The sequence below is a fragment of the Pseudoalteromonas ostreae genome (genome assembly GCF_018069805.1).
GTDB lineage: Bacteria > Pseudomonadota > Gammaproteobacteria > Enterobacterales > Alteromonadaceae > Pseudoalteromonas > Pseudoalteromonas ostreae.
This window is the reverse complement of the sequence record NZ_JAGPYN010000015.1, coordinates 17982-43635: the sequence shown is the minus strand read 5'-3', so window position 1 is coordinate 43635 and position 25654 is coordinate 17982. Positions and strand designations below refer to the sequence as shown.

24 protein-coding genes and 3 pseudogenes are annotated in these 25654 nt (G+C 37.8%); 13 read left to right on the top strand and 14 right to left on the bottom strand.

The genetic code is table 11. From position 1 onward, the window contains the following. Positions 1-96 precede the first annotated feature (96 nt). The 6 genes and pseudogenes from J7338_RS13310 to J7338_RS13285 all read left to right on the top strand — a co-directional run. Entirely contained in the window at positions 97-846 is a 750-nt protein-coding gene (locus J7338_RS13310; RefSeq protein ID WP_210797503.1) for an electron transfer flavoprotein subunit beta/FixA family protein, read from the top strand. Further along, positions 847-1773: an electron transfer flavoprotein subunit alpha/FixB family protein gene (locus J7338_RS13305; RefSeq protein ID WP_210797502.1), complete on the top strand. Its 927-nt coding sequence runs from the start codon at positions 847-849 to the stop codon at positions 1771-1773. A 339-nt stretch (positions 1774-2112) separates the two neighbouring features. Then, complete coding sequence (locus tag J7338_RS13300; protein ID WP_210797501.1) at positions 2113-3936, top strand: protein kinase domain-containing protein; 1824 nt, start codon at positions 2113-2115, stop codon at positions 3934-3936. A 49-nt stretch (positions 3937-3985) separates the two neighbouring features. Then, positions 3986-4417, top strand: coding sequence for a DUF3859 domain-containing protein (locus J7338_RS13295; RefSeq protein ID WP_210797500.1), 432 nt, complete (start codon positions 3986-3988; stop codon positions 4415-4417). Positions 4418-4529: 112 nt separating this feature from the next. Continuing rightward, positions 4530-5159, top strand: a complete 630-nt coding sequence (locus J7338_RS13290) for a DUF6058 family natural product biosynthesis protein (RefSeq protein ID WP_210797499.1) — start codon at positions 4530-4532, stop codon at positions 5157-5159. Positions 5160-5213: 54 nt separating this feature from the next. Beyond that, positions 5214-5405 (top strand): annotated as a pseudogene (locus tag J7338_RS13285) (GNAT family N-acetyltransferase); the annotation flags it as partial. A 120-nt stretch (positions 5406-5525) separates the two neighbouring features. Here the strand turns inward: J7338_RS13285 and J7338_RS20945 are convergent. From J7338_RS20945 to acuR, 5 genes and pseudogenes are all read right to left on the bottom strand, one after another. Next, a pseudogene (locus tag J7338_RS20945) lies at positions 5526-5725 on the bottom strand (methionine synthase); the annotation flags it as partial. Between the two features lie 18 nt (positions 5726-5743). After that, positions 5744-6195: pseudogene (locus tag J7338_RS13280) on the bottom strand (putative oxygenase MesX); the annotation flags it as partial. After that, the gene (locus J7338_RS13275; protein WP_145233938.1) at positions 6195-6611 is read right to left on the bottom strand and encodes a VF530 family protein; all 417 of its coding nucleotides are present in this window, start codon (positions 6609-6611) and stop codon (positions 6195-6197) included. The gene J7338_RS13275 and the pseudogene J7338_RS13280, both read right to left, overlap by 1 nt. 144 nt (positions 6612-6755) lie before the next feature. Beyond that, positions 6756-7748 (bottom strand): acrylyl-CoA reductase (NADPH), encoded by a 993-nt coding sequence (acuI, locus tag J7338_RS13270; protein WP_210797498.1) that lies wholly within the window; start codon positions 7746-7748, stop codon positions 6756-6758. A gap of 56 nt (positions 7749-7804) precedes the next feature. Further along, positions 7805-8440, bottom strand: a complete 636-nt coding sequence (gene acuR, locus J7338_RS13265; RefSeq protein WP_210797497.1) for an acrylate utilization transcriptional regulator AcuR — start codon at positions 8438-8440, stop codon at positions 7805-7807. A 731-nt stretch (positions 8441-9171) separates the two neighbouring features. On the opposite strand from acuR, the gene rmf reads away from it, so the two are divergent. Continuing rightward, on the top strand, positions 9172-9342 hold the full coding sequence (rmf, locus tag J7338_RS13260; protein WP_016707188.1) for a ribosome modulation factor: 171 nt from the start codon (positions 9172-9174) through the stop codon (positions 9340-9342). 80 nt (positions 9343-9422) lie between these two features. Here the strand turns inward: rmf and fabA are convergent, their stop codons facing one another. Beyond that, complete coding sequence (gene fabA, locus J7338_RS13255; protein WP_145233946.1) at positions 9423-9938, bottom strand: bifunctional 3-hydroxydecanoyl-ACP dehydratase/trans-2-decenoyl-ACP isomerase; 516 nt, start codon at positions 9936-9938, stop codon at positions 9423-9425. A 204-nt stretch (positions 9939-10142) separates the two neighbouring features. Between fabA and J7338_RS13250 the strand changes: the two genes are divergently transcribed. Genes J7338_RS13250 through J7338_RS13240 form a run of 3 tightly spaced genes read left to right on the top strand, consistent with a single transcriptional unit; the run spans position 10143 to position 12245 of the window. Further along, on the top strand, positions 10143-11000 hold the full coding sequence (locus tag J7338_RS13250; protein ID WP_210797496.1) for a 6-carboxytetrahydropterin synthase: 858 nt from the start codon (positions 10143-10145) through the stop codon (positions 10998-11000). Next, entirely contained in the window at positions 10993-11808 is an 816-nt protein-coding gene (locus J7338_RS13245) for a M23 family metallopeptidase (protein WP_210797495.1), read from the top strand. The genes J7338_RS13250 and J7338_RS13245 overlap by 8 nt, the downstream gene beginning before the upstream one ends. 5 nt (positions 11809-11813) lie before the next feature. Further along, entirely contained in the window at positions 11814-12245 is a 432-nt protein-coding gene (locus J7338_RS13240; protein WP_064666260.1) for an acyl-CoA thioesterase, read from the top strand. 173 nt (positions 12246-12418) lie between these two features. Here the strand turns inward: J7338_RS13240 and J7338_RS13235 are convergent, their stop codons facing one another. The 5 genes from J7338_RS13235 to J7338_RS13215 all read right to left on the bottom strand — a co-directional run bounded on the left by J7338_RS13235 (position 12419) and on the right by J7338_RS13215 (position 18028). Continuing rightward, on the bottom strand, positions 12419-13741 hold the full coding sequence (locus J7338_RS13235) for a Na+/H+ antiporter family protein (RefSeq protein ID WP_210797494.1): 1323 nt from the start codon (positions 13739-13741) through the stop codon (positions 12419-12421). Beyond that, complete coding sequence (locus J7338_RS13230; protein WP_210797493.1) at positions 13738-15732, bottom strand: transglutaminase TgpA family protein; 1995 nt, start codon at positions 15730-15732, stop codon at positions 13738-13740. The genes J7338_RS13235 and J7338_RS13230 overlap by 4 nt, the downstream gene beginning before the upstream one ends. Further along, positions 15719-16546: a DUF58 domain-containing protein gene (locus J7338_RS13225; RefSeq protein ID WP_210797492.1), complete on the bottom strand. Its 828-nt coding sequence runs from the start codon at positions 16544-16546 to the stop codon at positions 15719-15721. The genes J7338_RS13230 and J7338_RS13225 overlap by 14 nt, the downstream gene beginning before the upstream one ends. A gap of 168 nt (positions 16547-16714) precedes the next feature. Further along, positions 16715-17620, bottom strand: coding sequence for an AAA family ATPase (locus tag J7338_RS13220; RefSeq protein WP_210797491.1), 906 nt, complete (start codon positions 17618-17620; stop codon positions 16715-16717). A 27-nt stretch (positions 17621-17647) separates the two neighbouring features. Continuing rightward, positions 17648-18028, bottom strand: a complete 381-nt coding sequence (locus tag J7338_RS13215; RefSeq protein WP_210797490.1) for a response regulator — start codon at positions 18026-18028, stop codon at positions 17648-17650. A gap of 853 nt (positions 18029-18881) precedes the next feature. Here J7338_RS13215 and J7338_RS13210 point away from each other — a divergent pair. Both J7338_RS13210 and J7338_RS13205 read left to right on the top strand, forming a co-directional pair. Then, complete coding sequence (locus tag J7338_RS13210) at positions 18882-19403, top strand: hypothetical protein (protein ID WP_228732989.1); 522 nt, start codon at positions 18882-18884, stop codon at positions 19401-19403. Positions 19404-19459: 56 nt separating this feature from the next. Then, entirely contained in the window at positions 19460-22159 is a 2700-nt protein-coding gene (locus tag J7338_RS13205) for an ATP-binding protein (RefSeq protein ID WP_210797489.1), read from the top strand. Between the two features lie 68 nt (positions 22160-22227). Here the strand turns inward: J7338_RS13205 and J7338_RS13200 are convergent, their stop codons facing one another. The 3 genes from J7338_RS13200 to J7338_RS13190 form a co-directional block, all read right to left on the bottom strand. Then, complete coding sequence (locus J7338_RS13200) at positions 22228-22800, bottom strand: MiaE family protein (protein WP_210797488.1); 573 nt, start codon at positions 22798-22800, stop codon at positions 22228-22230. 102 nt (positions 22801-22902) lie between these two features. Further along, complete coding sequence (locus J7338_RS13195) at positions 22903-23532, bottom strand: sulfotransferase (protein ID WP_210797487.1); 630 nt, start codon at positions 23530-23532, stop codon at positions 22903-22905. Beyond that, a complete protein-coding gene (locus tag J7338_RS13190; protein ID WP_210797486.1) occupies positions 23533-23907 on the bottom strand; it encodes an MAPEG family protein in 375 nt (124 codons plus the stop codon). Positions 23908-24303: 396 nt separating this feature from the next. Here J7338_RS13190 and J7338_RS13185 point away from each other — a divergent pair, with 396 nt between their 5' ends. Then, the gene (locus J7338_RS13185; RefSeq protein ID WP_210797485.1) at positions 24304-25653 is read left to right on the top strand and encodes a DUF2254 domain-containing protein; all 1350 of its coding nucleotides are present in this window, start codon (positions 24304-24306) and stop codon (positions 25651-25653) included. Position 25654: the final 1 nt, after the last annotated feature.

The window sequence follows — 25654 nt, the reverse complement described above, 5'->3', positions numbered from 1 at the left end:
GTTGACGTTTACGTCAACAGGAAGTAGTCTGAATTCATAAAATAAATAGGTTGACGTACACGTTAGCTTGTAGGTTTAAATAATTATGGAGTTCCTATGAAAGTTCTCGTTCCAATAAAAAGAGTCATCGATTACAACGTGAAAGCACGCGTTAAAGCCGATAATAGCGACGTTGATCTAACTAATGTGAAAATGGCACTTAACCCATTTTGCGAAATTGCCATTGAAGAAGCTATCCGCTTAAAAGAGGCAGGTACTGCCACTGAAGTGATTGCTGTTACCATTGGTGCTAAAGCATCCCAAGAACAATTACGTACAGCACTGGCACTGGGGGCCGATAAAGCGATTCATATTGAGACTGACGAGAAATTAGAATCGCTGCACGTTGCAAAGCTGCTTGCTAAAATCGTCGAGCAAGAAGCTCCTGAATTGGTGATTTTAGGTAAACAGTCGATTGATTCAGATAACAATCAAACAGGTCAAATGCTGGCGGCTCTGACGGGGCGCGGGCAAGGTACGTTTGCATCAAAGGTCGACATAGCAAATGGCACTGTTAATGTGACGCGTGAAGTTGATGGCGGTTTACAAACAGTGGTATTAAAGTTACCGGCCGTGGTCACAACAGACTTACGTTTGAATGAACCCCGTTATGCGTCATTGCCAAATATCATGAAAGCAAAACGTAAACCACTAGAGGTAATTGCAGCTGATAGCCTAGGTGTAGATTTAACCCCGCGTATCGAGCTTGTTGCGGTACATGAACCGGCAAAACGCAGTGGCGGTATCATTGTTGATGATGTAGCGCAGTTAGTTGATTTATTAAAAACACAAGCGAAGGTGATTTAAATGAAAACATTAGTTATAGCAGATCATGACAATGGCAGTTTAAAGCCTGAAACTTCTAAAACCATAAATGCAGCATTAAAGCTTGGTTTTGCTGTTGATGTACTTATTGCTGGTGAAAACGTAGCACCAATGAGTGAAATAGTGGCCAGTATTGCAGGTGTAAACACTGTGCTGGTGGCTGATCATAGCGAGTATGCGCATCAGTTAGCTGAGAACATCGCAGATTTAGTGTTATCGCTTGCGCCAGATTATTCGCATCTTGTTGCTAGTGCCACTACAACGGGCAAAAATTTTATGCCACGTGTTGCCGCATTACTTGATGTTGCACAAATTTCAGAAATCATTGATGTGGTTGACGCTGATACATTTAAACGCCCAATCTATGCAGGTAATGCCATCGCAACTGTAAAATCACTGGATAGCAAAAAAGTGATCACCGTTCGTGCAAGTAGCTTTGATCTGCAAGGTGAGCAAGCTCCCGCTGAGAGTCGTGTTGTTGATTCTGTGTTTAGCAGTGAATTAAGCGCATTTGTAAGTGTTGAGCAAACCGAATCTGAGCGCCCAGAGTTAACTGCTGCGCAAGTGGTTATATCAGGTGGACGCGGTATGCAAAATGGCGAGAACTTCTCATTACTTAATGGTATTGCCGATAAACTAGACGCGGCAATTGGTGCGTCTCGTGCTGCGGTTGACGCAGGGTTTGTGCCAAACGATATGCAAGTGGGTCAAACCGGTAAGATCGTTGCGCCTAACTTATATATTGCCGTAGGCATTAGTGGCGCAATTCAGCACTTAGCGGGTATGAAGGACTCTAAAGTGATTGTGGCTATCAATAAAGATCCCGATGCGCCAATCTTCCAAGTGGCGGATTATGGTTTAGTAGCAGATTTATTTGATGTGCTACCAGAGCTTGAACAAGCACTCTAATTTATAACGATTCTGGTTGTTAAAAGCTGTTGTGATCAGTTTGCTGAGCACGCAGCTTTTTTCTTTTATTTTACCAACCAGAAAGTCTGTAATATCTAACTAAGCAATTACCATGAATAAGGAGTATCACCATGAATAAGGAGTATCACCTGTCGTTTAGTGAGTTTGGTGCATTATTTTTTTAACACACATTGCCTTTTTATACTTTTTTTGCGCAAAATGTCAGGACACACTAAGCTGAGGCTAAATGACTAGAAATTTAGAACTAAAAAATTAATAATCAATAAGCTAGCTTCACCCTTATCTCTTACATTTTTTAGAATACGTTGAGACCTCGCAGTGAAAACCAAAGCAATCCACAATTTTTATATTAATGAAGAGCAGTCGGTCTATTTGCTTTCGCACCATGACGCCAAAAAACACCGCCAATGGTTGAATATCTGTATTAAGCAACTCACTAATTTAGGCTACAGTCAGGTTGAAATGATTGGCTCGGGTGCTTTTGGATTTGTGTTTGCGGGTTTAGATGAGCGTAAACTTCCTTGGGTGTTTAAATTTTCACGTATCACCTTGGCACAAAGTGTACGTGATCGACTTGAGGACGAAGCGTATATGCTCTCGCAAGTAGATAACCCATTAGTGCCTAAGTTTTATGCTTTTGAACGGATAAAAAAGCAGGGCATTTTAATGATGGCCCGCGCGCTAGGCGAAGACTTAGAAAAAGTATCACTTAAAAAAGGCCGCTTTAGCGCCGCAGCAATCACCAGTTTAGCGCTAAAACTACGTAATGTATTAATAGACCTACGCACTCAGCAAAATGGCATAACGCCACAACCGATTGTGCATGGCGATATCAAGCCCTCTAATCTAGTGTGGGATGAACATACCCAAGGCTTATCGCTGGTGGACTGGGGCAGCTCAGTGTATGCCCAAATAGACAGTAATGGCGAGCCAATCACCAGTAACTTTATGGATTTAATGTCTGGCGATTTAAGTACTACCAATGCGCGGATGGGGGATGTGTATTTTATTGGTGATGAGCAAATGTCAGGCGCTAAATCATCCCCGCGTTTTGATGAGCAAGGTGTGGCTTCCACCTTATACGCACTGGCTTCTGCACAGTCATGCCGATTTGGTGCGCAAGTGATCCCAGCTAGTTCATTAGGACTCCCTATGGAGCTTGCAAAAGTGATTGACGGTATGCTCTCTAAAAATAAAATTACAAGAGACGGGGCGGGTGATTACTTCATGCGTAATATGCCTGCTATGGCAAAAGCATATTTACCAGAGCTCAATTTAGCTGAGCATGTGCGAGCCAATATTCCATTTTGGTTTGGTAACGATGACGAACTACCTGAGACTGTTGTTTATAGCTCACGTAAACAATTTTTACGCCAAGCCGACCATAACCAACAACTGCTTGATGTAAATGACGCTCAATTGGACCGGTATTATAAAGAATTCCTGTTTGATACCGGCGATACTGAAAAAGCATTTTTAGCGTCTATCAGCCGACTAGCAAAGTACCCAGTAGTAGGGGGCTTAAGCTTTCATTGGAAAGAAGAATCACTGTTCATTGAATCATCATTGATCATGCATGACGAAAGTCTAGGCCATGCTTTTACCCAAGCGGTTAATAATACCGTGATGTTGGCACAAAGCATTCATCAAAAAGGCTTATTTAAGTGTTGTTTATTTGATGCCAGAAAGACCATTCAACTGGATCGTGATGGCACAGGTGCATTTAAGTTTGAACAACTTCCAGAGCTTGACTATGAGGTAATGAATTTAAAAAGCTCAGAAGTCACCCGACCACATTCGTATTTTGAAGACGGTAAAGATCCGGACGAGCAACTGCAGCTGCCTAAAAAAGTGATCAAATGTGTATTTGAGTTAAACCAAATACATCATACCGGCTGCATTATTTTTGAAGCTTTACCGGATAGAATGAAAATACATCATTACTATCGTTTGTTAGATGGCACTAAAGAAGCACAGTTTAAGCGCTTGCTTAATAAGTTGATGCAATATGCGGTGAGCATTACTGATGTCGGTGTCGCTGGATTCATGAAACTACCTTACAAAAATACCCGTGAGTTTGCCTTGTGTGATCGCCAGCCTGATTTTTTCTATCCTAAAGATCCTAAACGTTTTGGCGCTTAATTTTGCCGTATAAATACGTTAAACTAATGCATCAAAAAAAGGATAAATAATGGCAAAAACTAAGCCCGTGATCACTATGCAAAGCTTTGGTATTTATACAAAGTGGGACTCATCATCAAAAGCCTTGCCGCAAATTCAAGCATTTACCACAAAAGTACCCGCACAACTCGATGTGGAGTTTGGTTTTATCATTAATATTAAAAAAGCCAAAGGCGAAAAGCTTCATTATTGTATATACCATCCTGATATACCGGATGCTGATGGTAAGGTAATGCCACCATTTGACGGCTTTGAATACGTTAAAGACAACGACTGGCACTTTTACCTAGGCGATACCTTGTGGAAACCCATTAGCAATAAAATAGGCGATTGGCGTATGACTATAGAGCTAAACGGTAAACTGATTGCCGATAAAACATTTTCTGTGTTTGAACAAGAGTCAATGTCAGAAATTGAGTTTTGGCAAAAGCGCGGGTATTGATATTTTCATAGCAAGTTGTGCATAGACATTAGCTAGAGTGTATTAATATCTAGTAAACTTATAATTTACGTGCAAATAAAAATAACAAGTATTTAGTGGAGGCTCAGAGCTAATGGAATTAATCAAATACCTTAATGAACATTTCTATACCAAGCAGGAGCTACTTGATATTGCAAAAACGAACGAACAAGCTCTACGAGAGTACCAAGAACATGGCTTAATGCCGCAATGTTCTTATAAACTAAACCTAGCGTTAAAAAGTGACTCATTTTTTGGTTCTTATGATAGTGAACAAGAAATAGAATATTATGCAAAAGGTTATGCTTCATGGTTAGGCATAATTCAATCACTCAATTCACGCGATGCTATTTATGCTGTTTTTGCTACTCGTTATAAAACCGCTCTCGCTAACCTTAATAAGCAAGGTCATTTTTCAGGTGACGCTAAAGTAAATTCAGGGCTTAACAATCACATTAAAGAAGAATGGGTGCATTTTTTAAAGGGCATATATGGCTTGTGTACTAAATCAGGCTTACCAGAGGACATTGCAGCTAAAGAGTTGTCGATTCTTGAAATTAATGATTTATTAGCGTTTACAGAATTAACTGATGAACAACTATCTAAACTTAACTCTGCTGTTAACCTTTTAGATTCAGTTAGTTCATTATTTGCCCCACACGAAAGGCTGAAAAGTTCTCGCCATCGTTTAATAAATGAAGTTCGCCGAAAATATAAACTCTAACAAGATTTATTAAGATGTTAAGTGTCTAATTAATAATAGTTTGAATTTTTAGAAACATATATCCAATATGTTTTTGCTGAATATAAACTGCATAGAATTATTGCTAATTATATGCAATCAAACATCCGTTCCGAAATGCTCTTACAAAGACTTGGCTTTGAAAAAGAGGGGATTGCTAAATCCTATTTGAAAATAGCGGAGACTTGGCAAGATCATGTTTTAACATCAAGAATAAATTGTAGCTAATTTACTAAACTATGTTTTAACAGCTTTGCGTTTTAGTTTTGATGTGAAGGAGATTAAGTTAAACGAGGCAGAAATTCTATCTCGTATGAAATAGGGAAACACGTTAGCCCGCTGCTAACTCATATGTACCGCCGTTTCGCATTTAAGGCCTTCAATGGCTTTTTCTAAACACGCAATTCCCCAATCATTTACTTCATCAAAAAACACATTAAATGCAGGCTCATCAAATTGAATGATATCACCCCCCACAGCTTCTAGTTCTTTGGCTTCTGATTAAGAATTTTGGCAAATTCCCCCTGTTCATTCGCCAATTTACTGCGCTCTTCACGGTCATAAATAATCTGCGTGAGCGAATGATCTAGGTTCTCAAATTTGGTTGATATGATTTCCCCGCAGTCGCATTGGCATTATAAATCTCTGGTCGGTAGATTTTTTGAAATGTGTCATAGTGCTAATAAGCTCAAGGTGAGTGTAATCATTTAGCAAATCACCAACAAAATAAAAGGCTAAGGGCGCTACTACACTATTTAGCGGCATAAAATAACGCACCTGCAAGCCCATTTTTTGAAATATTGCTCAGTCAAAGATGGTTCATCTGGCTGATATTCAACACCTAACGCAGGGGGTTGATTTTCAGTACGATGATAGGTCTTGTTATCCAAACACTTAGGCATATTACTGGCGGCTTTTTAAAGTGCTTTTTGTAGCTGTCAGAACGAATAAAATATTTAAATAGTTTGCCATGCAGCTCGCTAAAGTTATCAGGAATACTAAATTTAGCACCTAGCACTAGTTCCCCCAAGGGTTACTGGCATTTGAGCGTTGTTTACGCGTCCGCGCACGATCTTTGGCTTCTTTTTTCGCTTGAATACGTTTTGCGTCGCTAAAACTTAACTCACATGGTTCACCCGGTTTATGATCTTCAGGAATAACGCGGTCACGTGGTGGCAGTTCATATTGAACATCATCGGGTTTAGGTAGATTTTTTAATCTATAAAGATAAAAGTTTTCAACTTTATCTTGTGCCCACTGGGTTTTACGCAAAAATTTAACTGCAGATTTGATGTCAGGGTTGTTTTTAAAACAATTTAGCAGTAGATAAGCATGTAAAAGCTCCCACCCATATTGATCAACTAACTCTGATACAACTTGCTCAAGTTTAACGCCTTGTAGCGGGTTATTGCCGAATAAATCTTCATTACTCATGTTCACACTCTTTTACTAAACTCTAATGACGTAATTATAATTTTTATCACGTGAATTTGATACCAAAAAATACTACTCATTATTTTGTATATTCTCCTAACGCTTAAATATAAGCCAGAGCCGAGGCTGGCTTATATAACCTCTTTATGATTGGCAATTAACTACTACTCGACCACGAATCTTTCCGGCCATCAGCTCATCAGCCACGTTAATAACCTGCTCTAAATTAATTTCAGTCGATATTTTATCTAAGTAGTTCTGCTCAACAAGCTCACCTAGACGTTGCCATGCTTGGACGCGGTCGACCTTTGGACGCATTACACTGTCAATGCCGATCAATGAAATACCACGCAAAATAAACGGCGCAACGGATGCAGGAAAATCCATGCCTTGTGCTAAACCGCAAGCAGTAACTACACCGCCATACTTTAAAGAAGCACAAATATTAGCAAGGGTATGACTGCCAACTGAATCAATGGCTGCAGCAAAACGTTCTTTTGCTAATGGCTTACCTGGATTTGATAGCTCATTTCGGTCGATCACTTCAGAGGCACCAAGTTGTTTTAAATGTTCGCTTTGATTGACTCGACCTGTTGCTGCAACTACGGTATAACCTAGCAGATTAAGTAAATAGACGGCAAAGCTACCCACACCACCATTTGCACCCGTTACTAAAATATCACCAGAGTCGGGAGTGATCCCTTGCTTTTCAAGCGCAATAATACTGAGCATCGCGGTGTAACCGGCTGTACCAATTTGCATCGCTTGTTTTGGCGTTAAGGTGTCGGGTAGGGGGATCAACCAATCGCCATTAACAGCGGCTTGTTGAGCCAGACCCCCCCAGTATTTTTCGCCAACACCAAAGCCATTTAGCAATACCAACTGATCAATAGCGAACTCGCTATAATCACTGGCTGCTACTTTACCCACCAAATCTATGCCGGGCACCATAGGGAATGAGCGTACAACAGGGCCTTTGCCGGTAATTGCTAAACCATCTTTATAGTTCAAGGTGCTGTAAAGGACCTCAAGCATGACATTATGCTCAGGTAAATCAGTATTATTGAGCGTTTGTAATGATGCAGAATAAGTATCATTACAATTATTTATTACAACAGCTTTAAATTGCGTGTTCATGTCGACTCCATTTAGACCGATCGTCTTTTAATTGGTAAATAAAAACGCACTCTTAATTATCTAAGTAATGCGCGTAAAAACATTTCAGTATATAAAATTAATGGCTGAGTATTTTTAGTCAGCTTAGCGCGCATTACTGCACCTTCCCAGCCTATCCAGAAAAATTCACTCATTTGCTCAGTATTAACGCTGGTGGCTATAACGCCTTGTCGCTGGGCTTGCGCTAGGCATGCTTGCACATGGTTTTGCCATAACTGATAACTGCTTAACAGCTTATTTTTAAATTCATCACTGAGGTGATTGAGCTCTTGGTTTAAATTACCAATTAAACAGCCACGATTAAATTCATATTTTTGCATGCCGCGAGCTGCGCTTTGCGTAAAATTAATAAGCCGCTCTAGGTGGGGGATATCGTCTTGTTCTAAATAACGACGAAGCTTCGCCACAAAATAGTCGTTATAGGCATCAATGACCGCTAAACCATAGGCATCTTTGTTGGAAAAGTAATGATAAAAAGAGCCCTTAGGGACGCCTATCTTTTTTAAGATAGTATCAAGTCCTGTGGCGCTAAAACCAAACTCAGTGAGTGTTGCGACCCCAGTTGATATAAGCAATGCTTTGGTATCGGCATTACTGCGAGCAACTTTTGGCGGGCGACCACGTCGAGGTGGATTTTGATTATTTTTTAGCATAAATACATATTAGACCGATCGTATTAATATACCCACACCGCCTCAAGATGCGAGTTTCAGTTGGAATTAAAAGCGATTTAGGCAAGGCATTGATTGCAAGTAATAGTGGTTCTATTGTTAAAATCAATAACGCAGTATAAATCGCTTTTAAAACAACCCGTTGGGCGTTTCCCAGGCACTTACTCTCAGCGTTGTTACTTCTTAAAAGGGACTGCCATTGTTGCAAAGTAACGCCTTGATACTAAGCCCCAGAGAAACGCTGAATTCTGTATCTTGAGGTGGTTTGGGTATAGTTGCAAGGATTAATTATTAAACAATTTAAAAAAGTGTATGTAAAATGTGGGCTAATTAAGTGCGAGTAAGCCGTCATAAAATGGCCTGAAATAAGTTCAAAAATTAAACTTCTTTACTATTAATGAGTTGAAATAAATTTGTCATAATTACATTTTTTATAGGAACTTCACCCATAAACCGCAGTCACAATTAGAGCAGGAAACTGCATGTTAGTGATTAGATAGTCGTAATTTTTTGTACATATATGGGTCGCACAGAAGGTGGTACGACCACTTTACTTTTTTATAAGTTAATTCATTTTTGCATCAGCAGCTTAGTTAAAGTCAATTTATTTAATTGCTTTTGTGGTTTGAATTTAACAGTTTTATTAACTATTCATTAAATGTAGATGTCACGAACACTACAAATATATAAATATAAAAGGTGAGGATTTACCTATGAAGAGACAGAAAAGAGATCGGTTAGAAAGAGCTCATTCTCAAGGCTTTAAAGCAGGCCTAGCGGGCCGTTCAAAAGATCTATGCCCTTATCAACAAGTAGACCCAAAATCAGAGTGGTTAGGTGGTTGGCGCGAAGCGATAGAAAATCGCAATATGTATAAAACCTAATTTTTAAGTATTGAATTAAAGCAAAAACGCCGCTGTTTCATAAACAGCGGCGTTTTTGTAGCCGGGCTTTAATAAAAAAATTAAAACGCGCTAGTATCTTGGAATAAACCAACTTTTAAATCTTTTGCTTCATAGATCACGCGACCATCTACTTCAACAGTACCATCAGCCATCCCCATGAATAATTTACGTTTAATAACGCGCTTCATGGTCAAACGGTAGGTCACTTTTTTTGCTGTTGGTAAAATTTGTCCAGTAAATTTAACTTCACCTACACCTAGCGCACGGCCAAGCCCAGGACCACCAGACCAACCAAGGAAAAAGCCAACTAGTTGCCACATTGCATCTAAACCAAGACAACCGGGCATGACTGGATCGCCTTTAAAGTGACAAGCAAAAAACCAAAGATCAGGGTTAATATCAAGCTCAGCAACGATTTCACCTTTACCATGCTCTCCACCGTCATCAGTGATAGAGATGATACGATCCATCATTAACATGTTGTCACTTGGTAGACGACAATTGCCTTCACCAAACATTTCACCTTGACCACAGAGGATCAAATCTTCTTTTGTATAACTATTTTTAGGTTCCATAACACTTTTCATCGCTTAGAAATTGCCACGTACTTTAGCGTACACTTGTACGCTAAACAACTCGGAGCAGTTAAAAAAATAATTTATTTGCATGAAATACCACCGCTTAAGTGAAGTACATGCTATTTACACGATTAAATCGCGCAATTACTAGCAAAAATCATTATAATTACTGTGATTTTTTAACCAGTATAAAGGAAGTTTATGATCCTTTTTGTTAACGCACTTACCGTAATTGATTTTTCTTACTTGTGTAATAAACGAGGCGCAGTTGGCGAGAGCTGGATTGTTGATTTAACCTTGCATGGCAAGTTAAATGAAGAGTCTATGGTGCTTGATTTTGGCTTAGTTAAAAAGCAAATCAAAGGCATTATTGACCAATGTATTGATCACAAGCTGGCCATAGGCAACCAAATTAACGGCCAAGTTGAAAACCATGGTGACTACACAACACTTGATTGTACTTTTGGTGATGATCACCACTTAGCAATGAGCGCGCCAAATCAAGCGTTTTGTTTAATTGATGCTGATGTTGTTAATGAGCAGTCAGTTATTGAATTTTTAATTGCTACAATCATGCCGCAGTTACCAAGCAATATCGAGAAAATAGAAATTGAGTTAAAGCCAGAACATAGTAAGAGCTTTTATTATCACTATAGTCATGGCCTTAAAAAGCACGATGGTAATTGCCAGCGTATTATTCATGGTCACCGTTCGCAAATTGGTATTGCCCTTGATGGAATGGCAATGCCACGATTACAAAAGCAATGGGCTGATAAATGGCAAGATATTTATTTAGCGACAGCAGAAGATCAAATTCAAGCGCCGCAGCTACAGCACATCAGCGCTAAAGAAAATGACCACTGTTTTGCCTATACCGCCGCACAAGGTTATTTTGAAATGGCAATAAGTAAAGAACGGTGTGATATTTTACCCATTGATACTACGGTTGAATGTATTGCAGGTTACCTTGCTGAGCAAGTTAAAGCGCAGCATCCGGACAATGACGTAAAAGTTACAGCATACGAAGGTGTGGCCAAAGGGTCCATTTGTTATGCGTAAATTATTAGCCGTTTCGTTATTTGCTACTGTGAGCCTTTTTGCTGATGCAGTTGAGCTAAAAGGTCACTTAACCCAAGGTGGGTTAGTGACTGGTCAAATTGATGGAGTTAAGTCAGTTATTTTTAATGGCCAAGCATTAAAAACCACCGCACAAGGAGAGTTTGTATTTGGCTTTGGCCGTGATGCTGAATTAACCCATCAATTAGCCTGGGTTGATGCAGACGGTGTAAAACATCAGCAAGCGATTGAGATCACTAAACGAGATTATAAAATTGATAAAATTACTGGAGTGGCAAGTAAATATGTGTCACCGCCAAAAGCGGTAAGTGAACGTATCAGCCGCGAAGCTGTGGCAGTAAGAAATGCCCGAAAAGTTGACTCTGAACTTAGGTATTTTTTAGATCCAGTTTACAAACCTGCACAAGGGCGTATTTCGGGTGTGTATGGTAGCCAACGCTATTTTAATGGTGAGCCTCGTCGGCCACATTTTGGTTTAGATATAGCCAATAAAACAGGCAGTCCTGTTTATGCGCCTGTCAGCGGTACCGTTGTTTTTGCTGATAACGACCTTTATTACTCTGGCGGAACTTTAATTTTAGATCATGGCCACAGTGTCACGTCTACCTACATACACTTAAGTAAGCTTGATGTAAAAGTAGGGGATACCATTAAACGCGGTGAAAAAATAGCTGAAATTGGTGCAACTGGCCGTGTAACTGGCCCTCATCTGGATTGGCGTTTTAATTGGAAAGGCGAACGCCTTGATCCTGCACTTATGATGTTAGATAAATTAGCAAACCAAAAGTAGAGAACATGACAACTCAAGTAAACCGTGAAGAAATAATTGCTCAGCGTATTAAAGACTCAACGACTTCGGTCACAAAAACAGTGTTTCCTGGGCGCACTAATCACCACAATACCTTGTTTGGTGGTGATGCATTGGCATGGATGGACGAAGTTGCATTTATTGCTGCAACGCGCTTTTGCCGTAAACCATTGGTAACCATTTCATCAGATAGAGTTGATTTTAAAGAAGCTATTCCAGCTGGCACCTTCGCTGAATTGATCTCAAAAGTTGTGCATGTAGGCAATACAAGTTTAAGAGTAGACGTTGAAATATTCTTAGAAACAATGCACAGGGATGATAAACACTCGGCAATTACTGGGAGTTTTACATTCGTTGCTGTCGATGACAATCACAGACCTACGCCAGTTGTATGCGATAAGATGATTTATGGTTTTTAAACCGAGTTGTTAAGTTAAGAAAGCACTTTTATGGTGCTTTCTTTGTTACACCAAAAGAACACATCATACTATATTGAGTGTTATACATCTTTAGCATCTGCGTTAAAACAATAATTAAGTAACCAAGTAGGGAGCTTAATCTATTCTCTACTTGGTTACTCACATTCAAGGTATTAAAGTACCATAGCGGCTATCCAGCCAAATATTAGTAATGGAATATTAAAGTGGATAAAAGTAGGCACAACTGAATCCCAGATATGATCATGCTGACCGTCAGCGTTTAAGCCAGAAGTTGGTCCTAAAGTTGAATCGGAAGCAGGGGAGCCAGCATCACCTAAAGCACCTGCGGTTCCCACTAAAGCTGCGGTTGCCATCATTGAAAAGTCAAGCTCTAAGCACAGTGGCACAAACAAGGTTGCTATGATTGGCACTGTGGAAAATGAGCTGCCAATCCCCATGGTGATCATTAAACCAACTAATAAAATTAGTGCAGCTGCCAAAGGTTTGTTGCCATCAATAATCAATGCGGCGCTTTGTACTAAGCTAGTCACATCGCCTGTCGCTTTCATTACAGAGGCAAACCCTTGAGCTGAGATCATGATAAATCCAATCATTGCCATCATTGCGACGCCTTTACTAAATACGTCGCTATTTTGCTCCCACTTAACTACGCCAAACAAACTAAAAATCATCACCCCAACTAAGCCACCTAAAATCATTGAACCACTGACATTTTGTGCAGCTAAAGAGGCTAATACCGCTGTAATACCGACTAACAATACTTTTTTAGGCTGTTCTACAACCACATTAGTTGCTTGCTCTTGATGTTCATCATACTGATAATCCCGACGTTTTCTATAACTAATAAACACCGCCACAATTAACCCAACTAACATGCCACAGGCAGGAATGATCATCGCCATAGGTACTTGGGTATTAATGATATCTAAGCCATTTTCGACTAAGTTTTTATGTAAAATTGAGTATAAATAAATTCCACCAAAGCCATAGGGTAAAACCATATATGAGGTTGCTAGACCAAACGTTAAAATACAGGCAATAGCACGTCTGTCTAACCTTAGTTTATTAAATATAACCAGTAGCGGGGGGATCAAAATTGGTATAAAAGCAATATGAACTGGGACTAGGTTCTGCGATGAAATTGCACATACTAAAATTATCAGTAAAATAAAATAGCTTAAATTCGTTTCGCTATTACTACTGTTGTGATTCACTTTAGCGAGTAGCTTTGCAGCTAAAATGCGCGTTAAACCTGATTTTGAAATCGCAACTGCAAATGCGCCTAACATTGCATAGCTTAGAGCGATCTCAGCTCCACCAGAGAGACCTGCGTTAAATGCGTTTAGTGTATCGTTTAAGCTAAGCCCAGCGGTTAATCCGGCGACTAAAGCACTTAATGTCATAGCAACAATTACATTAACGCGGGCTAAAGTGAGGCCAAGCATTAAAATAACGCCAATCACGACTGCATTCATAGAGTTCTCTTATTTGTTGTTTTAATTAATTTTACCAGATATTTACTGTGTTTTTTATGATAAGCACTAAATATTAGCTGGCGATAACGCACATTGGAGTATAATTGCGCAAATTGCATGATATATGTTCGTTTGTTAGGCAGTTGTTGAGCTGCATACGCTAGAAATTGCAGCGGCGTTTGATTTGTCGGTGCTGAAATACCTTGTTTATTACACCAACGTACAATAGTCAGGTAATCTTTTGCGAGTGAATGTGCTGGCGATTCTGGCTTATTAGGCCAAGACAAATACACAAAATAACAAATAAAGGCTAAACATACGGTTGCTATCACTATCAATGAAATTTGCCAAAGCTGTTTATTACCGAATAACTCTTTTAGCAGGGAAGTTTGCTTTTGCTGATCAAAACCTAGCACCCAGTTTGTCCATTGGTAATCAAGATTTTCAAGCTTAAGCCTTAACCAGTTAATACCTGCAATATTACTTAATCGTAATAAGCCAAAACTCAAGTTGCTTGTAAATTCATTATTAAGCTGTAAGTGCTGTGATAAAGAACCGTTTAATCGCTCAGGTGAAACAACCGCAGTTGCATCAAAAATTTGCCAACCTTTATTTTTTATAAATACTTCAACCCATGCATGGGCATCATATTGATAGACGCTCATATAACTATTTTGTTGATTATACTCACCGCCTAAGTACCCAGAAATAACACGGGCAGGAATACCAACACTTCTGAACATAAATGCAGCTGTGCTGGCATAATGGCCACAAAAACCACGTTTATTAGCAAATAAAAACTGGTCAAGGGTGTTGTTACCGGTAATTGGATCCGGCGTTAAGGTATAGCCAAAGTTATTATTGGCAAAGTAGTCATACAGTGCTGAATAAAAAGCCTGATCATCGTTATTATGTTGTTCATACAGACGTTTAGCTAAAGACCGCGACTGTAAATTAGTCTCTTTGGCTAAACTAAGCTGCACGTTTTGATAGTGTGCAGAATGAGAAAGTTTAGCCAAGCTAAAAGCATAACTCTGGGCTGTATAGCTGATACTATTAGCTAAAAAACGTTTCCGCAGTAGTAATCCATTGCTGGTTGTTTTTACATCTTGATGGGGCGAGTCGGCAAACTGTAAACCATAAAGCCAAGGCTTAGCGCCAGGCTCTGCAAAAATTTGATAACTATATAATGGTTCACCACGTTCAGCGGAGGTGGTTTGGTCAATTGCATGTTGGCTTTTTAAAATGTCCGATATTAACCAGCGTTGCCCATCAAACTCATCATGTATAATCGCTCGCCAGTAATAGGGGGCAGATGGCTTTTGCTGATCAAATTTAGCTCGAAATACTAACTCATCTGAATTAGACAGTTTGGCTATATCAAATGGATCAACACTTTCTGATAAACCGGTTTTAGCGAGTTTTGGCCCCGGTAATTGCCAAAATGCGGGAAGTTTCGGTAGCAATAATAATAAAAATATCGCTAAAGGTAGTGCTAGCAACAAAAGTTTGCAGCTGTCTTTAGCTGCAATTTTTAAACTATGTTTAGATTCAATCAGCGCTAAAAGCGCAAAATTTAAAATATATAGCATGCTAATTACTAGCGTAGCAAATAAGCTCTGAGAAAATAGATATACTGTTGAGAGACTAAAAAAACTTAACAAAATGATAGTTTGATAATGCTTTTTTGTAGTAGCTTGCAGTAATTTAAATAAGCTAGAGAGGATCAGCATTGCAACAAATAAAGTCACCGTATCGCTAAAACCAACATCATAAAACAAGATCAATAGACTCAAACCGGCCAAAGTATTTGCTAATATGGCATTGGGTTTATTTCGTTTCAATAAGGTAACGGCTAGATTCCAAATACACAAACTAGCTAATAATGTATTAAATAGAGGAGGTAACTCAGGAAAAATAAAGCTCAGCAATAAAATATAAACAATAGATAACGACAAATTGATCGCGGTTAAATTATCAGTGACTTTCATTTTCATCCTTTGCAAAACGGCTTAGTGCTTCTAAACACTGTTTACAATGTTCTTTTGTATCACTGATCGCGTATAGTCCTGCTTCTAATTGCAGGCCATAACTAACGCCTTGTGAGTAAGCCAGAGTTACTAAATAGCTTAATTGTTGTAGGCGAGATTCGGTATTTCCTTGTAACAGATTAAAATCAAAAACTACACTTTGGGCTGAATAATTTACAAACTCTTTTACCATTAATTGCTGAGTTTTTGCGTAATGTTTCCATGATATTCGTTTCATATTCATACCAGGTTGATGAATATTTAAACCATCAAATTCATCACTACCATGGCTGTTTTTATGCAGGCCATCATCAGTATTGTGGTTATTTTGCAAACTAGCTTCATGCAATGGTTTGAGTTGTTGCGGGTAGACAAAGACCGTATGTGCTAATTGCATATAGCTCCATACTGATACTAATCCAAACGGGTACTTGCTGATTATTTTTAATCGGCGCAAGGGGTATTCACCACGTTCTTTTAATCCTAAATCTAAATTAACTATTTGCTGTTGACTGGTTATTTCATCAACGGTTGTTAGGGTTTTATTTTCATAAATAAACTGCAATGATTGACATTTTTTTTCGGTTTTTAATTGCAGCTCTAATAATGCAGAGCAGGGAGCATAGCTAGCTATATGATTTTTATAATCAATTTTTAATCCTTTAAGATTGCTATAACCCATAAGTAGCGAAAATATCATTACTACGAGCATTAAATAAGCCATCGCTAAAATCAGATTATTCTGATAATTAATGCCTAATATAAAATTAAGCATAGTAACCACTAAAAAGCTCACACCCAATTTTGATGGCAAAACATATAATGTGTTATGCGTTAAGGTAAGATGTTCGGTATTATGTTTATTTCTTAGTAGTAGCTTGAAAACCTTAGCTTTAAACTGAAGCCAAAAAGTAGGGCGCTTTCCTATTTTATTGTTCATACCTTAAAGTGGCACATCAACAGTATTTATTAATTGTTTGATCTGTTGTGAGCTAACATCATGCTGCAGACCTAAACGATGTTCGGTAACACTAGCAAAAATAGTTTGCACATCATCAGGGGTAACAAAGTCACGACCATCAATAAACGCCCATGCTTTCGCGGCTTTGCCAACTGCAATACTGGCCCGTGGAGATAATGCATTAGCAAATTGGCTGTTATTTCGGGTAGCAGATACAAGCGCCAAAATATAATCAACAACCGGTTCACTTAACATAACAGCACCAACTTTATTTTGTATTTCAATTAATTGTCGTGTATCGATACGTACAGGTAAGTGTGCATAATCACGATTATGTTGGCCTAAAATGAGTTTACGTTCAGCTTCTTTAGGTGGAAAACCTAAACTAATACGCATAAAAAAACGGTCTAATTGAGATTCAGGTAAAGGATAAGTACCTGATTGATATAAAGGGTTTTGAGTTGCTATTACAAAAAATGGTGTTGGTAGGGCATGCTTATCACCATCCATAGTAACCTGGTTTTCTTCCATTGCCTCTAATAAAGCGCTTTGTGTTTTTGGGCCTGCGCGATTTATTTCGTCCGCTAAAACAACTTGACTGAAGATAGGCCCTTTATGAAAAGTAAATTTATGCTCATTGGCATTAAAAATACTTGAGCCCAGTATGTCAGAGGGTAATAAATCACTGGTAAATTGTACTCGTTGATACGACAAACCTAATACCGCAGCAAGTGCATGCGATAAAGTGGTTTTACCCATACCAGGCAAATCTTCAATTAATAAATGACCTTGGCTAAATAAGCAGGTTAACGCGAGTTTTATTTGTTGCTGTTTGCCAAAAATAACCTGAGATAAATCATCAATGATCGCTTGTACGGTCTGTTGCATAGTAACCTTATAGGTTGATAAATTACATTAAATGAGTTCGAGGCGTTTCATAACCGTATCAACTTTTTTAGCATTAAATGGTTTTGCAATAAAACCTTTGGCACCAAGTTCCCACGTATTTTGAACATTTTCGAGGCTGTTATGGCCAGAGCACATGACAACATGTGTATGTGGGTAATTGTCATTTAAGTATTCAAGAATTACTGTACCATCGGTATCGGGCAGTTCAATATCGAGAAAGATAACATTCGGGGATTTTTCATCAATCAACGTTTTAGCAGATTCAAAATCTCTGCTTTCAAGAATATCTTCAAAACCTAACTCAGTTAAGATCTGATTTAAGTAGTCACGTATATCTTGAACATCATCAATTATCAGGATTGGTTCTAACTGGCGCACAAATTCCATATTGTTTTTACTTCTAGTGATACAGCTTAAATTGTGCTTTTAATACTATGCTAAGCGATAATGAAGCTCAAGAAAGATACTCGAATTAAATTGTAATATTAAAATAAACCATCGCTAAGTCCGATACCGTCTAGTATTGGACTTAGCGCTGTATAAATACTCCCTAGGCGAGACAATTAGTTTATAGCCTATAAATTACGTTATGTTAAATACTGTTATTTTGACACTAATCAGTCCACTATTACAGTTCAATAAAAATAACAGCCCTTTGTTTTTACGATCTCTTTCAAATTTTGGAATAATTTCATAAAAAAATCTTCAAAAATCATTAAATCGACATTCGAAAGAGTGAAAATGACCGATTTTAAAACCACACTTAATACATAAGAAAGTATTATTTTATTACCTCTACTCCTGCTCTTTTGTGATCGTAATACGCGCCCGCTTCTATTTGTACTGCATTGATGTCATTCTCACAATCCCTCATATATTGCTGATGCCATAGACGCGATCCGTAAAATTGGCTAGCAAGGGCCCTTATTTCTTCAAATGTCTTATTTCCTGAAGTCATGCTAAATTAACTCTGTGCAAAATTGTTGTTAGACTTTTGCATTTTGGCGGTTGATAATTAAATCAGCTCTTAACCTCTTCAACTAATATTAGATGTTGGTTAATACTAGTTGAAAATTTTAGATAAATTATTTTATACAAAAACATGCCTACAGGACGAGAACTTCTGATTGTGCAAAAGTTAACAGCAATGCTTACTCAAAACGCTTGAACATTTTGAGAGGAGTATTTTTGAAACTGTTTGCTGAAGGATCGTTGTATATGGCGTAAAAAGGATATTAATATGCTTAAAAATACATTTAAAATTGCAACTTTATTGTGTACTACATTCACGGTTTGTAATGTTGCAGCCCTTGCCCCTCAGACAGATCGTGCGGTTATTCAATATATGAGTGCAGATATCTTACTACCTGATAATTCACTGCTTAATGTTGATATGAGCTTTGATTGTGGTAGTGACTTTTCTAAAACGGCGATGATTATTACCAGTGATGCCGGTGCGCATTTACTTGCTACAGCATTTGCAAGTATGTACGGCGACGCTGCGGGTGATCAGGTTTTGCATAGTTGGAACACTAAAGTAAATGAAGGTGATCCTCGAAAGCCAACATTTCTAGTTGTAACTCCTCCTGAAAATGCACATGAAAACTGGTATAACAAAGCTATACCAAAAAGTGCAGCAAAAACATTAAATCACCATACAACCTCATTAACATCAGAAAAATCTGATGATTTAGACGTGGAGTTACCAATCGTTAAGCCATATTGTGGTTCTAGAGATCACAGGCCGACATCAGTGCAATAATGCTCACTGGAAAATGTATTCGCCAATTTGATTGGCAATAATAAAATGGACACCATATGAACAAGTTACTATTTTTATTCTTCTTTACTTTGAGTAGTGTTAATTGTTTTGCATTTAACATGCAGCACTTAAATGCCGCTACCCAAGATAATAATAAGAATATTTATTTTTCTTCACATGATGGTGTCTATCGTTTTGATGGTAGCCACTACCTAAACCTTTCGAGTATCTCTATTTTACCAAAACGCTGGACAAGTGATGTTATCTTTCAATCCCCCGATTATTTGTATATAGCCTATAAAGATAAAGAAGTATGGCAATTTAATCTAAATACACTTGAAGCCGTTAAACTTAGTAATATTTCAGCCAGCAAGCTGGCAGTCAACAATACGCATTTATTTATGTTAGCTAGAGAGCAATTATCGTTACTTGATCTAGAAACATTAGACGTAACTAATCCTCTTGGTAAAAAAGATAAGATGTTTGATGTAACTGCCTCAGCCAACCATGGATACATTATGGCGAATGACGGTGTCTACGTGATTAATAACACGAGTGTACGTTTAATCGATGACACACATGTTAGTGACGGAGAGCTGGTTGCGACACCATATGGCGTAATTTATTTCTTAAATGATCATCTGATATCGTATTCACATTTGAATGATGTAAAAATTGTTAATTACGACATTACAAGTGCAAGGCACCTGCGTTTTTCCCCCCCTTATTTTTTGTATTATGTTGATCGTGGCTCTATTAACCAAGCTGAAATAACACAACTAGCTGTGTTACAAAAAAGTATAAATTCTCATCCTCAAGCATATAAAGACTTATTTGTTGATGATGAGCAAAATTTATGGTCATTGGATGTTAATAGCTTTGAGGTTGTTTCATCTAAGGTCAGACTCGATCGCCTTTCAACTGCTTCTATTTACAATGTGATAGCAACCGTAAATAGTCAAACATGGATTGGCTCTGATAACGGGCTTTATACCTACTCTGACGGCCACTATTTTGCTCTTAATAACTTAAATCAGCAAATATCAAAACTCGGCTTTTCCGTCACGGCATTACAACAAGAAGGTGATACGCTGTTCGTTACAACTAATTTAGGTGCGTATGCTATTAACTTGACCACACAGCTGGTTACTCAATTTTTTAAAGGTTATGTAATTAATTTAGCTATTATTAATAAACAGATTTATTTATCCACAAATGATGATGGAGTAAAAATATTTGATTTAGACCTTACTCAAATTGATTCAAGCTATATTAATAAGTTTTTACCCCATAAGACTGTTTGGGCTACTAAAAATCTAGGAGGTAAGCTCTTCATTGCCAATGAAAAGGGTTTAATATCTTTTAATGAGCGAGGTGATGCCTTGATTGAACTTGAAAAATATGGACCAGTCGCAGATATACAATTGCTAGGTAACACACTGTATGCTGCAACTTATGGCAGTGGTTTATTTAGAAAAGTTAATGATCAGTGGAAATCAATTGTAAGCCCGCTATATATTAATGAGCTACATTCATTGAGCCAAGAGCTATATTTGTCTACCAATCACGGTATTCACAAGTTTAGTATGGATGATGCTTACACTAATCTTTTAGAAGGTACAGGGGATCATTCTTTTACCCCAAATGGGGTTTTAAGTATCAGTGATAAAATTGTTGCAGTTAGCAACCAAGGCGTAATAAGTGTTGAAAGGCAGAAGCAAGATATTGTACCAAATAGTCGAATTAGTTATATAAAAACAAACACTAAGACGTATTTAAATCCAGAAACATTAAGCGTTAATAACTCTGGCTGGCTTGATATAGCTTTGACTAATTATAACTACACGTTTGGTGATCACATTAATTATCAATACCGCTTAAATATGAGTGAGTGGCATGATATCCCTACTCCACTAATACAATTGAATAAGCTAAACCCTGATAGTTACACTTTAGAATATAGAAACAAAGCGAATGGTGGCGTGTGGAGTAAGCCACAATCGTTCAATTTTTTTGTCACTGGGCCTTGGTATAGCTCAAATAGTGCTTGGTGGTTTTATGCTTTAATACTCGTTACCTTATTTTTATGTGTTGCCGGCTTTGTGTTCTTTTGGTTGCAGAGTTTTCACCGTGTTTTTAAGTCGCATCAAAAGCAATTACAGCGTGAAGGGTTAAGTATTGCAGCTATTAACCTAGCAAACGGCATTGATTTATGTTGTGGGGATGCAGTAATGGCATGTAAAGGTCTAGATAAACTGAAAAAAGCACATGAAATTTTAAGCCCTATTGCTAATAGCCATGCAAGCCTTGGGCAGAATGACTTGGCCACAGCGATTGATATGCTGCATATTAAATGTTTATCAAGGGATGGTATTGAGTCGGAATTTAATGTGACTCTAGGTAATGAAGTTCTTACTAAACAATTACAGTGTGATATTTATACTGTGCTATATCATGCTGTTGAAAATATATTTAAACATGCAAATGCAACTAAGATCACAGTTCATTTAAATAAGGTTGGTAATAAATTGATATTGCAGGTAAAAGATAACGGTAAAGGCCTATCAATGTTTGCTCGCTCTATAAATTTTGGCCTAGGGAATTACGTGATAAATAGCATTGCAAAGCAATATAAGCAGCCTATAAAGCGTAGATCTAGCAACAATGGAACGCAGGTAGTAGCCCAGTTTCCAGTGATATTACAACCAAAAAATCAAGACAATGGGCTAGCTACAAGTAAACGCCAGCCAAATTAGTGGCCGAACTAATACAACGGAACATATGGTGTTAGCCTTTCGGCCTTACAATTCAAGCGCTGATTTCATTAATGAAGCGCCGCAGTAAATGGAATGTTTTTACATATGTCTGCTTCAGCGATAAGAATTTCTTCTAATCGTGCATCGACCTCATTTTTATCAAAATATTCATAAGCCAGCTCGACAAATAAGTTCTTATGTTTTTCTTCCGATTTAGCTATTGCCACATAAAAATCTTTTTCTTTGCCGATTGGTAATGCTTGTGCAACTAAAGAGAAACGCTCGTGTCCCCTCGCCTCAATTACGGCACCGACTAATAATCTATCCATTAAGAACTCGTCGCGGCCATTTCTAAAAATCGCGCGAATTTGTTTCACGTAGGGATCTTTTTGGTCGTTACCTAAGTTAACATCACGATCAAGCAATAGCTTCAATACTTGTTTAAAGTGGATCATTTCTTCGAGTGCTAAATCGGTCATTGCTTTTACAAGCTTGCGGCGATCTGGATAATGCGACAACATCGACATAGCCATACCGGATGCTTTTTTTTCTGCAGCAGCATGATCTTGTAAAAAGGTGTCAAAGTCTGCCATCACAGCTTCGGTCCATGCAAATGGAGTATGATATTTTAATTCGAACATAAATATTTTACCTAAAAACTAATGGCGAGATTTTAACGCAATTACACTACAAAATCTTGTTACAGCAATAATTTTATAATTACCTTGAGTAGCGACTATCAATCAAGGCGTTGGGTATAGATATTTATCTATTTTACCATTTGTTGTTGAAGCTATTTTTAGTGGATGCTTTATTGCATTCCAAGCTGTTACCTTGCCGCCAATATTCATTTTTTCAAACTTTGTTAGTTCAGTTTGTAATTGTAAAAAATCACAAAGCTGATTAAAACTGTTCGGGTGCGCTATATCTATTGATAAAAAGTCAGCTACTCGCTTAGCAAAATAATTATGCGCAGCGCTTTTGTGTTGCTCATAGCATTGTTGCAAATAGGCATCACTGTGTAACTCATTAATAGAAAAGGTGCCAAAGGTATGCAGATAACAACGCTTAATATGTGGGTTAAAGCCCCCATCCGCTCGCATTAAGTTAGTGTGCATTCTCAGTAACAATTGGCGAATTGATGGAAGCCATTTTTCAGCTTCTCGCTCTAAATAGATAAATTTAGAACCTGGATAAAGTGAATCTAAATATTCGTAATCATTAAAAATTGGGGTGTCAGCGATCACTTGCGCTTGGTTAAAACATTGCTTGGTATAGGCTGTATGGGCACAACTAAAACCAAGTTGTAAAAATGCATGGCATACGCTCGTGGTGCCCGTACGAGGTAGGCCAATTATAAATATTCTCGACATTTAATAAAGGCGTGTAAGTAATAAGATAAACGCACTTAACACTATTATTAAGAAGGTTGTTAGTGCACCAATTTGGCGATAGAGAAGGTTTTTATCGACAATACCTAAATTATGGAATACGCGCCCTATCAGTAATGCAGCCCCAAATGCGTGGCAATAATGGCTGGCTAAACCTTGGTACTCGACTAAAAACAATAAAATAATTGCAAGAGGAACATACTCTATAAAATTACCATGCGCGCGTATGGCGCATTGCAGTTGTTGATTACCACCATCACCAAGTGAAATTCGTTCTGCTCGACGAACTTTAACTATGTTTATCGTTAAATAAATATAAAAAAGTGCTAATAAAGCTGCATATAAAGATACAATCACAATAAACCTAATTTTTATCTAAGTGTTTATAGAACTTGTGTATTATAAAGTTCCCCTAATTCTTGGTAGTACTATACAACTATTGTTATTTAAATAACAAATGATAATCAACCAGTGCGGCATTAATGGCGTTTGCAATTTAGACTGCTCAGTTGCTTATCAAATAATTTAGCAATATTGTAGTCAAAAACTCAGTGCGAACCGTAAAATTTAACATCTTGCTGGCCGATATTTGAAGCACATATATTATAGATGTTTAAGCCTACACGGACAAAAAATACGTTTATAGTGACACCGTTACTATAATAATTAGACCTGCAACAAAGTTTGTTGTTAAGCTTAGTGCATAAACTAGCTGTTGTTGATACAGCAACTAAGTCATCTTAGGGTTCATATATGTTTACTCCGCGAAAAATTGCCGATAATTACCGTGAATTAGTCAGTAGTATTGGTTTCTATCCATCGTTATTATCGGTGATATTTTTATTATTTGCGGTACTTGTTACTACAACAGAGTACACGTCTTTTGTTATGGAGCTTAAATCACTGCTTGAGGTTCTGTTGGTTGATAGCGAAGAAAATGCACGAACGATTTTAAGCACATTAACGGGCAGTATTATTTCACTAACTGTATTTAGTTTTTCTATGGTTATGGTGGTACTTAATAGTGCCAGCGCAAGTCTATCGCCCAGAGTATTACCGGGGCTTATAACGCGTAAATCACATCAACTTGTTTTGGGGTTTTATCTCGGTAGTATTATTTTTTCAATTGTTATGTTGATCAACATCCGCACTATGGATAATGGTGAAATAGGAATTCCTTCATTGGGCATACTTTTTGCACTTGTTTTTGGCCTGATATCGTTAGGCTTTTTTGTATTTTTCATCCATTCAATTTCAAGGGCTATTCAAGTCGATAACGTATTAAACGACTTATATAAGAATACTAAAAATGAATTGAAATCAATCATTAGCATGCAAAAAGACAACCCTATCGATGTATTTCCTAACTTTGACGATTGGTCGAGTATTTCAAGTAAAACAGAAGGTTACTTTAAAGGCGTCAATAGCGATAAACTATGTGCCCTTTGCCAACAACATGATATAAAGATTTATGTTGTAGTTAAGCAGGGTTTTTTTACTGTTGAAGGCTACCCGTTTTTAAAATGTAATCATGATTTATCTGATAACGAGCAACTCCTTGAAGATTTACTTAATTGCTTTATTTTTTATATCGAAGAATATGTAAGTGACAATTATCGATTTGGAATGACACAGATTTCTGAGATTGCAGTTAAAGCAATGAGCCCAGGTATTAACGATCCGGGTACTGCGGTAAAGGCAATTGATATGCTCAGTATTTTGCTCATTGATCGGTTAAGCATTTATAACGTTAATTACTCTTTTAAACATAGTGATAATAAACAGCCACTGTTATATTTCCATGAAACATCATTTGATGAATTATTGCATGATAACTTCACGCCAATCCGCAACTACGCAAAAAGTGATGGTTATGTGATGAATAATGTACTCGAAGCGTTCAAAAACATTTTGTTCAGAACCCACCAGAACAGTAAAGCAGCGCAGAGCCTATTTACTTATTTAGATGCTATTATCGATGATATAAATGAGCATATTAGTAACCAATATGATCGCGAGCAAATAAGTAATATGCTTAATGCTATTGCGAGGATCTCCCCTGAAATGGGAGAGCAATTGGTGGCGAAATTTCGCCACCAATGAG